The organism is Superficieibacter sp. HKU1, from assembly GCF_029319185.1.
Taxonomy (GTDB): domain Bacteria; phylum Pseudomonadota; class Gammaproteobacteria; order Enterobacterales; family Enterobacteriaceae; genus Superficieibacter.
Genome location: NZ_CP119754.1, coordinates 3202176 through 3215568 on the forward strand (window position 1 = coordinate 3202176; position 13393 = coordinate 3215568).

Here is a 13393-nt window from a genome sequence, read left to right on the forward strand (position 1 = left end):
AGCGGGGGTGATTAGCTCAGCTGGGAGAGCATCTCCCTTACAAGGAGAGGGTCGGCGGTTCGATCCCGTCATCACCCACCACTACTTCGGTAGTCTCCGCCGTGTAAAGCAAGAAATTGAGAAGTGGGTGATTAGCTCAGCTGGGAGAGCACCTCCCTTACAAGGAGGGGGTCGGCGGTTCGATCCCGTCATCACCCACCACTTTCTCGCCAGCTGGATTTCTTGCAGTAAATTGAAGTACCGAAGTGGGTGATTAGCTCAGCTGGGAGAGCATCTCCCTTACAAGGAGAGGGTCGGCGGTTCGATCCCGTCATCACCCACCACTTCGGGTCGTTAGCTCAGTTGGTAGAGCAGTTGACTTTTAATCAATTGGTCGCAGGTTCGAATCCTGCACGACCCACCAAATTCAAACAAAAGCGCCTTCTGGCGCTTTTGTTGTTTTCATGCGCTGCGCATGAAATTTATCGGCGCTTTACATACCAATTCCAATCTTTACCTTGCCCGGCAACCCTCTCCTGCCGGACACTAATCACCTTTCCTCCACCAGCGAATGTCAATTAACAATGGTGTTTCATCGTTTTCTGCCGATAACCCTTGTTTACAGACAAAAGGGTAAAAATCATGACCACCATTTCCTCCGCTTTACCCGCGCAAAGCAGCGGCAGCGCCTCTTCTGAGATCGCCGGAATTTACCGGCAGATAACCAAACTCACCCAGCAGCTTAAAGAGTTAGCGGATTCCAGCCTCGGCGCGGATGAGAAGCAAAAGCAGCAGGAGCTGATCCAGTCGCAAATTGAAATGCTTCAGGCGCAGCTGGCGATGCTGCAAAGCAAGCAGCTGGAAAAGTCGCAGCAGGAACAGGCAGAAAAAGTCGAAGGCATTAATCGCCCTTCCGCCGACAATCAGATCGATATCTATATTTGATAGAGCGGATCCTGCGCCCGCCCTGCGGCCAGCTCGCCTGCCTGCGCACGAACGATTTCCCACAGTGCCTGCGCAGCGGTGGAGAGTGAGCGGTTTTTCCTGCGAGCCAGCATCAGTTGCCTCTCAACGCCTGGCGTCAGGCGCTTGACCATCAAATGACTGTCCTGCGGTAATGGCAGCGCCAGCGCGGGAAGCACGCTGATGCCGATGCCCGCCTCCACCATCGGAAACAGCGTGGCTGGATGGCCAATCTCCTGCACGATCCGGGCGCTCACAGAAAAGTGAGCCAGCGCGGCATCAATCAGCGGTCGGCTGCCGGAGGCGTAGTCCTGAAGAACCAGCCGCTCACACTGGAGATCGTGCCAATCGATGCTTTCGCGGCAGGCAAAGCGGTGATCCTGACGGCACAGCAATAAAAAAGGTTCGGAAAGGATCGTTTCACACTGCAAATCGTTGACCGCGCCGGGGTCGATAACAATACCGAAATCCACTTCGCCCTGACGAATGCTTTCCAGCACCCACTGCTGCGGACGATCGTGCAGCACAAAATCAATTTCCGGATAGCAACGGTTACTTTCAGCGATGCACCGGGGAATAAGATGCGCGGAGATAGTCTGGCTGGCGGCGATCCTGACCTTGCCGGTTAGCTGCGTGCCTACCCGCCCCGCTTCCCGCAGCGTGCTGTGGAGTTCATCCAGTACTCGCTCAAGCCGCGAGGCCAGCTGTTGCCCGGCTTCGGTTAGCGCGACTTCACGCGTGGTGCGGTCCAGCAGGCGCACGCCGGTTTGTTGTTCCAACTCCTTAACGCTGTGGCTGACAGCCGACTGACTTAATCCGACAATCTCCCCTGCCCGGCTAAAACTACGGGCCTGAGCGACGGTGACAAAAACGCGAAGCTGACGAAGTGAGTAATTCATCTTTTTTATTCATGAATAGATGCAATAAATCAATTTTATTTCTCAAACCGGAAGAAGCACAATAGGAATATCGATTTTCAGGAGCCTCTATGAAACTTTTTCGTATCCTCGATCCCTTTACGCTTACCCTGGTCTGTGTGGTGCTGCTGGCGTCCTTCTTCCCTGCACGCGGTAATTTTGTACAGTACTTTGAGTGGCTGACCACAGCGGCCATCGCGCTGCTGTTTTTTATGCACGGTGCCAAGCTATCGCGTGAAGCAATCATCGCGGGCGGCAGCCACTGGCGGCTACATTTGTGGGTCATGTGCAGCACGTTCATCCTGTTCCCGGTTCTGGGGGTACTATTTGCCTGGTGGGCACCGGTAAATGTCGATCCGCAGATCTACACAGGTTTCCTCTACCTGTGCATTCTGCCTGCAACGGTGCAGTCGGCGATTGCCTTTACGTCGCTGGCGGGCGGTAACGTTGCCGCGGCCGTTTGCTCTGCTTCGGCCTCAAGCCTGCTGGGGATCTTCCTTTCACCGCTGCTGGTGGGGCTGGTGATGAATATGCACGGCGCAGAAGGAAGCTTACAGCAGGTCGGCAAAATTATGCTGCAACTGCTGCTGCCGTTTATCCTCGGCCACCTTTCACGCCCGCTGATTGGTGACTGGGTGGCGCGGCATAAAAAATGGATTGGCAAAACCGATCAGACCTCGATCCTGCTGGTCGTTTACTCGGCCTTCAGCGAGGCGGTGGTTAACGGCATCTGGCATAAAGTCGGGCCGGGCTCACTCCTCTTTATCGTTATCGTGAGCCTGGTACTGCTGGCGATCGTCATTGCGGTGAACGTTTTTGTTGCCCGTAAAGGCGGCTTTAATAAAGCGGATGAAATCACGATTGTGTTCTGCGGATCGAAGAAAAGCCTGGCGAACGGTATTCCGATGGCCAATATCCTTTTTCCGGTGTCGGTGATTGGGATGATGGTTTTACCGCTGATGATTTTCCATCAAATTCAGCTGATGGTATGTGCGGTGCTGGCGCGTCGCTACAAGCGCCAGACCGAGAAATTGCAGGCGCAGGAAACCACCCACGCCGCAAAAGTTTAAAGCGGCCGTTTCAGGGGCTGCACCAGCTGTGTCAGCCCCTCAGTTTTGATCAGCAGCGTTATCGCCATCAGTTCGCCCAGCCGCCCGGCAGGGAACTCATCTTTGCGGGCGAACCACAGCAGATACTCCTCCGGCAGGTCGATCAGCCTGCGCCCCTGATATTTACCGAACGGCATCACCGTATTGGCAATCTCGATAAGCTGCTCTTTCTCCACTTAATCCCCCAGCAGGCGGATCATTTCCGCTTCATCGATAACCTCGATCCCCAGCTCCTGAGCTTTTACCAGTTTTGAGCCTGCCGCTTCTCCGGCAATCACCAGATCGGTTTTCTTCGACACGCTACCGGACACTTTGGCCCCCAGCGCCGCCAGACGATCTTTGGCCTCATCGCGCGACAGCAGCGTCAGGCTACCGGTCAGCACCACCGTTTTTCCGGCAAACGGGCTGTCGATCTCTTCTGCTTTGACCACCACCGGCGCGGGCCAGTGGATACCCACCTCGTCGACCAGCTGGCGGATAACATCCCGGTTGCTGTCTTCCTCAAAGAAGTTGAAGACATGTTTTGCGACAACCACGCCAACATCCGGCACTTTTTGCAGCTCCTCTACCGAGGCCGCCGCTAACGCTTCCAGGCTACCAAAGTAGCCTGCCAGCCCTGCTGCGGTAGATTCACCTACTTCACGAATGCCCAGCGCATACAGGAACCGGGCGAAGGTGGTTTCTTTGGCGGCATCCAGCGCGTTAACCACGTTCTGCGCGGATTTAGGCCCCATCCGATCCAGCCCGGTCAGTTTTCCTGCCGTCAGACGGAACAGGTCAGCCGGAGTATGGACATACTCTTTTTCCACCAGCTGATCGATAATTTTGTCCCCCATGCCGTCCACGTCCATAGCACGACGTGAGACGAAATGCTTGAGTGCCTCTTTACGCTGGGCACCGCAGATCAGCCCACCGGTACAGCGGGTTACCGCCTCGCCCTCAACGCGCTCAACGTCAGAGCCGCATATCGGGCAGTGGGACGGGAATTCAATTGGACGCGTTTCATCAGGGCGCTCGGAGATGACCACGTTAACCACCTGCGGGATCACATCTCCGGCGCGGCGAATAACCACTCTGTCACCAATGCGCAGCCCCAGGCGCTCAATTTCATCGGCATTGTGTAAGGTTGCGTTGCTGACCAGCACGCCTGCCACCTGTACCGGCTCCAGACGGGCGACCGGGGTAATGGCTCCGGTACGTCCCACCTGAAACTCGACGTCGCGCACCGTGGTCATCTGCTCCTGAGCGGGGAATTTAAACGCCACCGCCCAGCGCGGCGCGCGGGAGACGTAGCCAAGCTGTTCCTGAAGCGCCAGAGAATCCACCTTGATCACGACGCCGTCAATATCAAACCCCAGCGTGGGACGATCTTCACCCACCTGATGATAGAAAGCCAGCACCGCGTCCGGGGAATCACACAAACGTACGCGATCGCTTACCGGCAGTCCCCAGGCTTTAAACTGCTGCAAACGCCCCATATGGCTGGCGGGCAGTTCGCCGCCTTCGAGAATGCCGATCCCGTAGCAGAAGAAGGTTAGCGGCCGTTTTGCTGTAATGCGCGGATCGAGCTGGCGCAGCGATCCTGCCGCCGCGTTGCGCGGGTTGGCGAAGACTTTACCGCCCTTTTTGCGCGCCTCTTCGTTGATTTTTTCGAACCCGCTCTGCGGCAGAAAGACTTCCCCACGCACTTCCAGACGCGCCGGAATACCCTCGCCGTGCAGCTTCAGCGGGATCGCGCGGATCGTGCGTACGTTAGCGGTGATATCTTCACCGGTGGTCCCGTCACCACGCGTCGCTGCCCGCACAAGCACGCCATTTTCATACAGAATGCTGACCGCCAGACCATCGAGTTTCAACTCGCAACAGTATGTCAGGGCGTCAGTGTTCTTGAGTCGGTCCTGCACGCGCTTGTTAAAGGCCAGAAAGCTTTCTTCATCAAAAACGTTGTCCAGCGACAGCATGGGCACTTCATGGCGGACCTGACTAAATGAGGTCAGCGGCGCGGCACCAACGCGCTGAGTGGGTGAGTCCGGGGTGATCAAATCCGGATGCTGTTCCTCAAGCGCCCGCAATTCGCGCATCAGCCTGTCGTATTCGGCATCCGGCACTTCCGGCGTATCCATCACGTGATAAAGGTATTCATGATGGCGAAGCGTGGTTCGCAGCTCGGTCAGTTGTTGTTCAATAGATTCCATATCACACCATCAATATAAAAAACCCCCGACATGCGGGGGTTCAGAAGAAAGAGTGAAGCAGCCAGCCGCTATGCGTTGGCGTCTTTCACTTCGCGAATACGATCCTGATACTCACGCAGTTTTTGCGGGGTCATCATCCGACGCTGATCGTCAAGTACGACGCCGCCCACTTCATCGGCAATATATTGTGCAGATTGCAGCATCAGTTTGAAGTTCTGCAATTCGTCGCCGTAGGAAGGGACCTGCATAAACATAGTGATACCAGGCGTAACAAAGTCCGTCATTGATTCAGACTCGAAGAACCCCGGTTTAACCATGTTCGCCAGGCTGAAGAGCACCGGGCCACCGCCATCGGTACTCAGATGCCGATGGAAAATATTCATTTCGCCAAATTTAAAGCCCGCCTGCTGGATACTGTTGATCAACAGCTCACCGCTGATCTGCGCGCCCTGATGTGCAGAGACGTTCATCACAATGACCGTTTCAGCACGCTTCGGCTTTTCAGGCGCAGGAGCCACTTCAGCCGGTTGCGGCTGATGCTGCGGTTCAGGCGCAGGCTGAGGTTCGTGTACCGGCTGAGGCTGCGGCGCGTGTTGCGGTGCCGACGGCTGTGGCGGTTGACGCACGGACTGCTGCATCGGTTGCTGAGGCTGTGTCGGCTGCGCATGCTGAACGGGCTGCGGCTGCTGAACAGGCTGCTGCGGCTGCACCGATGGCTGTTGCTGGACGGGCGGCTGACGTACCGGCGCGTCCTGCGGAACCGCAGGCGGAGCCTGACGTGGCTGCGCCGACTCATAAGGCGGCTGATAACGGTGCTGCGGCTGTTGAGGCACGTCATGTTCCCCAGGCGCGGCGTTAACCCGGTGGACGCGCACTTCGCCCACGCTTTCGACATCATCGTCGAAATCGCGGTTATCAGACTCGTCATCATCACGCTGCGACTTCATGCGCTTAAGTGGGCGATCGCGAAACATAGAAGAGCGCTCTTTACGGCTGGTCCAGAAACCGTGAACCAGTAAAGCGATTATGGCGATCGCGCCAACAATGATTAATATCAGACGCAAATCCTGCATCATTATATTCTCTGTTGTTCTAACACCTTGCCACCACGGCAAACATTTACACCTTAAGAGTATTTGCCGATGACGTTGAGTGCAAGTGCGCTCGCGGATTTCACCGCATAAAGATGAACTAAATCGTGCCTTTTGCTGTTTTTTCGAACATTTCTCATCTGGTCATTGTCACTCAACCGGATAATATAGGCGCGTAACTCATCTGGCAGCAGTAAAAGGAGCTTTGCCCGAACATGACGTCATCCACTTCAGCCTCCTCTCGAAGCGGCATTTTTTATTTTTCACAGGGATGGAAACTGATCGCGCTTCCGGGTATCCGGCGTTTCGTTTTTATGCCGCTGCTCATTAACGTTCTGCTGATGGGCGGGGCGTTCTGGTGGTTATTTACCCGTCTCGATCGCTGGATCCCTGCCCTGCTGAGCTACGTACCCGACTGGCTGCAGTGGCTCAGCTATATTCTGTGGCCGCTGGCGGTGATTTCTATCCTGCTGGTCTTCGGGTATCTTTTTTCAACGATCGCTAACTGGATTGCCGCGCCGTTTAACGGCCTGCTGGCAGAACAGCTTGAAGCCCGCTTAACTGGCGCAACGCCGCCTGATAGCGGCATCCTCGGGATTATGAAAGATCTGCCGCGGGTCATGAAACGGGAGTGGCAGAAACTGGCCTGGTATCTGCCCAGGGCGGCAATCTTACTGATTCTCTATTTTATTCCCGGCATCGGGCAGACCGTGGCACCCGTGCTCTGGTTCTTGTTCAGCGCCTGGATGATGGCAATTCAGTATTGTGATTATCCTTTCGATAACCATAAAGTGTCGTTTCGCACCATGCGTGAGGCGCTGCAAAAGCGCAAAATGACCAATATGCAGTTTGGAATGGTGGTTAACCTCTTTACCATGATCCCGTTCGTCAATCTGATCATCATGCCCGTGGCGATATGCGGGGCAACATCAATGTGGGTAGACCAGTACCGTCAGGATCATGCGTTATGGCGTTAAGCACAGCGGCTGGATAATTCCGCGTCTTATTCCATACTGGTCATCATTATTTCCCGGTAGCATATAGATATGCGAAATCCTTACTTCCGCATATTGTCTGAGCAGGTATGCTGGTGCCGTCATCCCAAATTTCAAACAGTTAAGGACAGGCCATGAGTAAGATTTTTGAAGATAACTCGCTGACTATCGGTCATACGCCACTGGTTCGACTGAACCGTATCGGTAACGGACGCATTCTGGCGAAGGTGGAATCACGCAACCCGAGCTTTAGCGTAAAATGCCGCATCGGTGCCAATATGATTTGGGATGCCGAAAAACGTGGTGTATTAAAAGCGGGTATCGAACTGGTCGAGCCGACCAGCGGTAATACCGGCATCGCGCTGGCCTATGTCGCCGCTGCGAGAGGTTATAAACTGACGCTGACCATGCCGGAAACCATGAGCGTTGAGCGCCGCAAACTGCTTAAAGCACTGGGCGCGAATCTGGTGCTGACCGAAGGCGCGAAAGGCATGAAAGGTGCCATCCAGAAAGCGGAAGAGATTGTCGCCAGCGATCCGGCTAAATATCTGCTGCTTCAGCAGTTCAGCAATCCTGCTAACCCGGAAATTCACGAAAAAACCACCGGCCCTGAAATCTGGGAAGACACCGATGGTCAGGTTGATGTGTTTATCTCGGGCGTTGGTACCGGCGGTACGCTGACAGGCGTGAGCCGTTACATTAAAAAGACCAAAGGTAAAAGCGATTTGATCACCGTGGCGGTTGAGCCGACCGATTCCCCGGTCATCGCGCAGGCGCTGGCAGGAGAAGAACTGAAACCCGGTCCGCATAAAATTCAGGGGATAGGCGCAGGTTTTATCCCCGGCAACCTGGATCTTAAACTGGTCGATAAAGTGGTCGCCATCACTAACGAAGAAGCGATTTCCACGGCGCGTAAGCTGATGGAAGAAGAAGGTATTCTTGCCGGTATCTCTTCTGGTGCAGCCGTGGCCGCCGCGCTGAAATTGCAGGAAGATGAAACCTTTACCAATAAGAATATTGTGGTTATCCTACCCTCTTCGGGTGAGCGTTACCTGAGCACCGCATTGTTTGCCGATCTGTTCACAGAGAAAGAGTTGCAACAGTAGTGCCAGGTTGTAAAGATTGCGTAAAAAAGCACCCTGCCGGGTGCTTTTTTTGTGGCGCACTTCAAATTTTTGCCCTCACAAGCATTGCTTCACCCCGTCAGGTCTGGTATTTAACCAGCAGAATTATTTTGATCCGCGAAATTATTCAAAAGTGGCTTTTCCACTGGCTGAATCGATTTTATGATTTGGTTCAAATCTTGCTTTCGCGGCATAATGTTTAATGACGCGCTAAACGTCTACGGCCAGTAGTTCCTGTTCCGGATTACGTTTACAGACAACTGTGTCGTAACCGTTAACGCAGGCGCTTATTGATCCAGGCTAAAATTTGGCCGACAGGCTAAACTTTAGATCCACAACACTAAACCTATAAGTTGGGGAAATATAATGTTCCAGCAAGAAGTTACTATTACCGCTCCGAACGGTCTTCACACCCGCCCTGCTGCTCAGTTTGTGAAAGAAGCGAAAGGTTTTACTTCCGAAATTACTGTGACATCTAACGGCAAAAGCGCCAGCGCAAAAAGCCTGTTCAAACTGCAAACTCTGGGTCTGACTCAGGGTACCGTGGTCACCCTGTCTGCAGAAGGTGAAGACGAGCAAAAAGCAGTTGAGCATCTGGTTAAACTGATGGCTGAACTCGAGTAAGTCCACGGGTTCTTTTCAATATCAGTCACAAGTAAGGTAGGGTTATGATTTCAGGCATTTTAGCATCCCCGGGTATCGCTTTTGGCAACGCGCTGTTGCTCAAAGAAGATGAAATTGTCATCGACCGGAAAAAGGTTTCTGCCGACAAAGTCGATCAGGAAGTTGAACGTTTTCTGAGCGGTCGCGCCAAAGCGTCTGCCCAGCTGGAAGCCATTAAAACCAAAGCTGGCGAAACTTTCGGCGAAGAAAAAGAAGTCATCTTTGAAGGGCATATTATGCTGCTCGAAGATGAGGAGCTGGAGCAGGAAATCATAGCCCTGATTAAAGATAAACACATGACTGCGGACGCCGCAGCGCATGAAGTTATCGAAGGGCAGGCAACTGCTTTAGAAGAGCTGGATGATGAATACCTGAAAGAACGTGCGGCTGACGTACGTGATATCGGTAAGCGTTTAATGCGCAACATTCTGGGCATGCCAATTATCGACCTGGGTTCCATTCAGGACGAAGTCATTCTTGTTGCTGCCGACCTCACCCCGTCAGAAACTGCACAGCTGAACCTGCAAAAGGTGCTGGGCTTTATTACTGATGTTGGTGGCCGTACCTCCCACACGTCTATCATGGCGCGTTCCCTTGAACTGCCAGCTATCGTGGGCACCGGTAGCGTAACGGCTCAGGTGAAAAACGGCGATTATCTGATTCTGGATGCCGTAAACAATAAAGTTTACGTCAACCCAACTAACGAAGAAATTGAGCAACTGCGTGCCGTTCAGGAGCAGGTTGCCAGCGAAAAAGCTGAACTGGCTAAGCTGAAAGATCTGCCGGCTATCACCCTTGACGGCCATCAGGTTGAAGTGTGTGCCAACATCGGTACCGTGCGTGACGTAGACGGTGCTGAGCGTAACGGCGCTGAAGGCGTGGGCCTGTATCGTACCGAATTCCTGTTTATGGATCGCGACGCCCTGCCGACTGAAGAAGAGCAGTTCTCTGCCTATAAAGCCGTGGCTGAAGCCTGTGGTTCTCAGGCGGTAATCGTGCGTACCATGGATATCGGCGGCGATAAAGAACTGCCGTACATGAATTTCCCGAAAGAAGAGAACCCGTTCCTCGGCTGGCGTGCCGTGCGTATCGCGATGGATCGTAAAGAGATCCTGCGCGATCAGGTGCGTGCGATCCTGCGTGCCTCCGCGTTCGGTAAACTGCGCATTATGTTCCCGATGATCATCTCTGTAGAAGAAGTCCGCGCGCTGCGCAAAGAGATCGAAATCTACAAACAGGAACTGCGTGACGAAGGTAAAGCCTTTGACGAATCAATTGAGATTGGCGTGATGGTGGAAACACCGGCTGCGGCAACTATCGCTCGTCATCTGGCAAAAGAAGTCGATTTCTTCAGTATTGGTACCAATGATTTAACCCAGTACACCCTGGCGGTTGACCGTGGTAATGATATGATTTCACATCTTTACCAGCCAATGTCACCGTCCGTACTGACGCTTATTAAGCAGGTTATTGATGCTTCTCATGCAGAAGGTAAATGGACAGGCATGTGTGGTGAGCTTGCAGGCGACGAACGTGCTACACTTCTGTTGTTAGGGATGGGTCTGGATGAGTTCTCAATGAGCTCCATTTCTATCCCGCGCATTAAGAAAATTATTCGTAACACGAATTTCGAAGATGCGAAGGTATTAGCAGAGCAGGCTCTTGCTCAACCGACAACGGACGAGTTAATGACGCTGGTTAACAAGTTCATTGAAGAAAAAACAATCTGCTAATCCACGAGATGCGGCCCAATTTACTGCTTAGGAGAAGATCATGGGTTTGTTTGATAAATTGAAATCTCTGGTTTCTGATGATAAGAAAGACACCGGAACTATTGAGATTATTGCTCCGCTGTCTGGCGAAATCGTGAATATTGAAGACGTGCCGGACGTTGTTTTTGCTGAAAAAATCGTTGGTGATGGCATCGCTATCAAACCAACCGGTAACAAAATGGTTGCACCGGTTGATGGTACTATTGGCAAAATCTTTGAAACCAACCATGCGTTCTCTATCGAATCTGACAGCGGCATTGAGCTGTTCGTGCACTTCGGTATCGACACCGTTGAACTGAAAGGCGAAGGCTTTAAGCGTATCGCGGAAGAAGGTCAGCGCGTTAAAGTTGGCGATCCGGTTATTGAATTCGATCTGGCACTGCTGGAAGAGAAAGCCAAGTCTACCCTGACGCCGGTTGTTATCTCCAACATGGACGAAATCAAAGAGCTGATCAAACTGTCCGGCAGCGTGACCGTAGGTGAAACGCCGGTTATCCGCATTAAGAAGTAATTCTTGCCGCAGTGAAAAATGGCACCCTCGGGTGCCATTTTTTATGCCTTGCGCTCTGTCGGAGGGAGGATTAATTCGTCGCAGCCGCAGTGTTGCGTCCAGGTCATGACCTTGAGCACGCGCTCAGCGGCATGCCGTGTTGCAAGGGTTAAGGGAACACCCTTAACGATACCGCTGATCAGTTCGGCACAGAACAGATCGCCCGTCCCTTTAAGATCGGTTTTCACCCGGGGATGCTCAATCACATCCACTCCGGTCGCCGTCACCACCGCCACGTTAATGGTATCGCCGGTTTCACCAGGCGCACTGGTGATCACAATCCACTTCAGCGTGTCTGAAAGCAGCGATGTCGCCGCTGCGACCGCCTCAGTCAGCGTGCCGCACGGTTTTCCACTCAGCATTTCCAGTTCAAACACATTTGGCGTCAGTCCTTCTGCCAGCGGCAGCAGGTGGTGACGATAAGCTTCCGGGATTTCCGCTTTTACGTACATTCCGCTATCGGTATCGCCGATCACCGGATCGACCAGAATCGCGACATCAGGATGGCTTAACCGCACCGTTTTCAACCACTCCGCCAGCAGTGCGATTTGCCCTGCGCTGCCCATATAACCGGTGGTTACGGCTTTCAGCTCGCGTAGCGCATCGCGCTCGCTCAGCGCCTGCAGATAGCCACGGAACCAGTCGTCGGGAATAATCCCCCCATAATACGTTTCGTAATGCGGCGTGTTGCTGAACAGCACCGTTGGCACCGCCGTCACCCGTAAACCGTTCGCTTTGATAGCAGGCACTGCGATGCTGTTACCGACGCTGCCGTACACTACCTGTGACTGAACGGCGACAATATCGGTCTGTAACGCGCGATGTTTGTCGTCGAAAAGCACTGACTGTATATCACTATCCTGACCCACACACTTCTCCTGTCGCTGGCTCGCTCCTGACGGGTAAGAATTTTGCGCGTTTATGAAAAAGTTAGCAAATGTCTTGTCCGCCGCTGGACGCCAGATGTGAAACTTCTTGTGTCCTCAGCGGCCTGACAGAGGTTAACCGAAAGGATTATTCAATGAAGAAAATGACTTGTGCCGTTGTTGCCATGGCGCGGACCGATTAAATCCCCGCCCCCTGGCTGAAGTGCTCTTCGCCGAACACGCCGGTAGACAGATAGCGATCGCCTCGGTCACAGATAATCGCCACCACCACCGCGCCTGGCGTTGCCCGCGCCACGCGCAGCGCCCCTGCTACCGCGCCGCCGGAACTGACGCCGCAGAAAATGCCTTCGCGCACCGCCAGTTCACGCATGGTGTTTTCCGCGTCCTGCTGATGAATATCCAGCACCTCGTCCACCAGCGACGCATTGTAAATGCCCGGCATATACTCCGCAGGCCAGCGGCGAATGCCAGGAATGCTACTGCCCTCCTCCGGTTGCAGGCCAACAATGGTCACCGGTTTTGCCTGCTCGCGCAGAAAACGCGACACGCCGGTAATGGTGCCGGTAGTGCCCATGCTGGAGACAAAATGGGTGAGGCGGCCTGACGTTTGCCGCCAGATTTCCGGGCCGGTGGTGGTGTAATGCGCGTAGGGATTGTCCGGGTTGTTGAACTGATCCAACAGCTTGCCTTCGCCGTTTTCAGACATTGCCAGCGCTAAGTCCCGCGCGCCTTCCATGCCCTGCTTCTTACTGACAAGAACCAGCTCCGCGCCGTAGGCACGCATCGCGGCGCGGCGCTCCTGGCTCATGTTATCCGGCATCAGCAGCTTCATACGGTAGCCCTTCAGCGCGGCGATCATCGCCAGCGCGATGCCGGTATTGCCGCTGGTGGCCTCGATAAGCACGTCGCCCGGCCTGATATCGCCGCGTTTTTCCGCCTCGACGATCATCGACAGCGCCGCCCGGTCTTTCACCGATCCCGCCGGGTTATTGCCTTCCAGCTTGACCCAAATTTCACTGCCGTTGTCCGGCACCAGACGTTGTAATTTGACCAGCGGCGTATTGCCGATAGTTTGTTCTAATGTATTCACGTTTTCTGCCCATGAAAAAGCCGGGTGGCGCTACGCTTACCCGGCCTACAAAACCATG

The 13393-nt window shown here is 53.9% G+C and carries 13 protein-coding genes and 4 tRNA genes; 11 read left to right on the forward strand and 6 right to left on the reverse strand.

Features of this window, described 5'->3' with window-relative positions; all coding sequences use genetic code 11:
* The first annotated feature begins 5 nt into the window (after positions 1 to 5).
* The 5 genes from P0H77_RS15305 to P0H77_RS15325 all read left to right on the forward strand — a co-directional run bounded on the left by P0H77_RS15305 (position 6) and on the right by P0H77_RS15325 (position 924).
* Positions 6 to 81 (forward strand) — tRNA-Val (locus P0H77_RS15305).
* Positions 82 to 125: 44 nt separating this feature from the next.
* Positions 126 to 201, forward strand: a tRNA-Val gene (locus P0H77_RS15310).
* A gap of 46 nt (positions 202 to 247) precedes the next feature.
* Positions 248 to 323, forward strand: a tRNA-Val gene (locus tag P0H77_RS15315).
* Positions 324 to 327: 4 nt separating this feature from the next.
* A tRNA-Lys gene (locus tag P0H77_RS15320) sits at positions 328 to 403 on the forward strand.
* A gap of 218 nt (positions 404 to 621) precedes the next feature.
* Positions 622 to 924, forward strand: coding sequence for a FlxA-like family protein (locus P0H77_RS15325; RefSeq protein ID WP_276157686.1), 303 nt, complete (start codon positions 622 to 624; stop codon positions 922 to 924).
* On the opposite strand, the gene P0H77_RS15330 is transcribed toward P0H77_RS15325, so the two are convergent.
* Entirely contained in the window at positions 915 to 1841 is a 927-nt protein-coding gene (locus P0H77_RS15330) for a LysR family transcriptional regulator (RefSeq protein WP_276157687.1), read from the reverse strand. The genes P0H77_RS15325 and P0H77_RS15330 overlap by 10 nt on opposite strands.
* 89 nt (positions 1842 to 1930) lie before the next feature.
* Here P0H77_RS15330 and P0H77_RS15335 point away from each other — a divergent pair, with 89 nt between their 5' ends.
* The gene (locus P0H77_RS15335; protein WP_276157688.1) at positions 1931 to 2929 is read left to right on the forward strand and encodes a bile acid:sodium symporter family protein; all 999 of its coding nucleotides are present in this window, start codon (positions 1931 to 1933) and stop codon (positions 2927 to 2929) included.
* Here P0H77_RS15335 and P0H77_RS15340 read toward each other — a convergent pair.
* The 3 genes from P0H77_RS15340 to zipA form a co-directional block, all read right to left on the reverse strand.
* The gene (locus tag P0H77_RS15340) at positions 2926 to 3144 is read right to left on the reverse strand and encodes a DUF3820 family protein (RefSeq protein WP_176920264.1); all 219 of its coding nucleotides are present in this window, start codon (positions 3142 to 3144) and stop codon (positions 2926 to 2928) included. The genes P0H77_RS15335 and P0H77_RS15340 overlap by 4 nt on opposite strands.
* The gene (ligA, locus tag P0H77_RS15345) at positions 3145 to 5163 is read right to left on the reverse strand and encodes an NAD-dependent DNA ligase LigA (RefSeq protein ID WP_276157689.1); all 2019 of its coding nucleotides are present in this window, start codon (positions 5161 to 5163) and stop codon (positions 3145 to 3147) included.
* Positions 5164 to 5231: 68 nt separating this feature from the next.
* Entirely contained in the window at positions 5232 to 6239 is a 1008-nt protein-coding gene (gene zipA / locus P0H77_RS15350) for a cell division protein ZipA (protein ID WP_276157690.1), read from the reverse strand.
* 230 nt (positions 6240 to 6469) lie between these two features.
* Here zipA and cysZ point away from each other — a divergent pair, with 230 nt between their 5' ends.
* The 5 genes from cysZ (at position 6470) to crr (ending at position 11319) form a co-directional block, all read left to right on the forward strand.
* The gene (cysZ, locus tag P0H77_RS15355; RefSeq protein ID WP_276157691.1) at positions 6470 to 7231 is read left to right on the forward strand and encodes a sulfate transporter CysZ; all 762 of its coding nucleotides are present in this window, start codon (positions 6470 to 6472) and stop codon (positions 7229 to 7231) included.
* 152 nt (positions 7232 to 7383) lie between these two features.
* Positions 7384 to 8355, forward strand: coding sequence for a cysteine synthase A (gene cysK / locus P0H77_RS15360; protein WP_276157692.1), 972 nt, complete (start codon positions 7384 to 7386; stop codon positions 8353 to 8355).
* 384 nt (positions 8356 to 8739) lie between these two features.
* On the forward strand, positions 8740 to 8997 hold the full coding sequence (gene ptsH / locus P0H77_RS15365; protein WP_002913505.1) for a phosphocarrier protein Hpr: 258 nt from the start codon (positions 8740 to 8742) through the stop codon (positions 8995 to 8997).
* Positions 8998 to 9041: 44 nt separating this feature from the next.
* Complete coding sequence (ptsI, locus tag P0H77_RS15370) at positions 9042 to 10769, forward strand: phosphoenolpyruvate-protein phosphotransferase PtsI (protein WP_276157877.1); 1728 nt, start codon at positions 9042 to 9044, stop codon at positions 10767 to 10769.
* Between the two features lie 40 nt (positions 10770 to 10809).
* Entirely contained in the window at positions 10810 to 11319 is a 510-nt protein-coding gene (gene crr, locus P0H77_RS15375) for a PTS glucose transporter subunit IIA (protein WP_049841435.1), read from the forward strand.
* A 41-nt stretch (positions 11320 to 11360) separates the two neighbouring features.
* On the opposite strand, the gene pdxK is transcribed toward crr, so the two are convergent.
* The gene (gene pdxK, locus P0H77_RS15380; protein ID WP_276157881.1) at positions 11361 to 12227 is read right to left on the reverse strand and encodes a pyridoxine/pyridoxal/pyridoxamine kinase; all 867 of its coding nucleotides are present in this window, start codon (positions 12225 to 12227) and stop codon (positions 11361 to 11363) included.
* Between the two features lie 196 nt (positions 12228 to 12423).
* Complete coding sequence (gene cysM, locus P0H77_RS15385) at positions 12424 to 13335, reverse strand: cysteine synthase CysM (protein ID WP_276157883.1); 912 nt, start codon at positions 13333 to 13335, stop codon at positions 12424 to 12426.
* Between the last annotated feature and the right edge of the window lie 58 nt (positions 13336 to 13393).

Excerpts from the sequence above, each read along its gene's own strand:
- ptsI (WP_276157877.1), top strand. The coding sequence starts at position 9,042 with ATGATTTCAGGCATTTTAGCATCCCCGGGTATCGCTTTTGGCAACGCG.
- cysK (WP_276157692.1), top strand. The coding sequence starts at position 7,384 with ATGAGTAAGATTTTTGAAGATAACTCGCTGACTATCGGTCATACGCCA.
- cysZ (WP_276157691.1), top strand. The coding sequence starts at position 6,470 with ATGACGTCATCCACTTCAGCCTCCTCTCGAAGCGGCATTTTTTATTTT.
- zipA (WP_276157690.1), bottom strand. The coding sequence starts at position 6,239 with ATGATGCAGGATTTGCGTCTGATATTAATCATTGTTGGCGCGATCGCC.
- P0H77_RS15335 (WP_276157688.1), top strand. The coding sequence starts at position 1,931 with ATGAAACTTTTTCGTATCCTCGATCCCTTTACGCTTACCCTGGTCTGT.
- ligA (WP_276157689.1), bottom strand. The coding sequence starts at position 5,163 with ATGGAATCTATTGAACAACAACTGACCGAGCTGCGAACCACGCTTCGC.
- crr (WP_049841435.1), top strand. The coding sequence starts at position 10,810 with ATGGGTTTGTTTGATAAATTGAAATCTCTGGTTTCTGATGATAAGAAA.
- P0H77_RS15330 (WP_276157687.1), bottom strand. The coding sequence starts at position 1,841 with ATGAATTACTCACTTCGTCAGCTTCGCGTTTTTGTCACCGTCGCTCAG.
- P0H77_RS15325 (WP_276157686.1), top strand. The coding sequence starts at position 622 with ATGACCACCATTTCCTCCGCTTTACCCGCGCAAAGCAGCGGCAGCGCC.
- ptsH (WP_002913505.1), top strand. The coding sequence starts at position 8,740 with ATGTTCCAGCAAGAAGTTACTATTACCGCTCCGAACGGTCTTCACACC.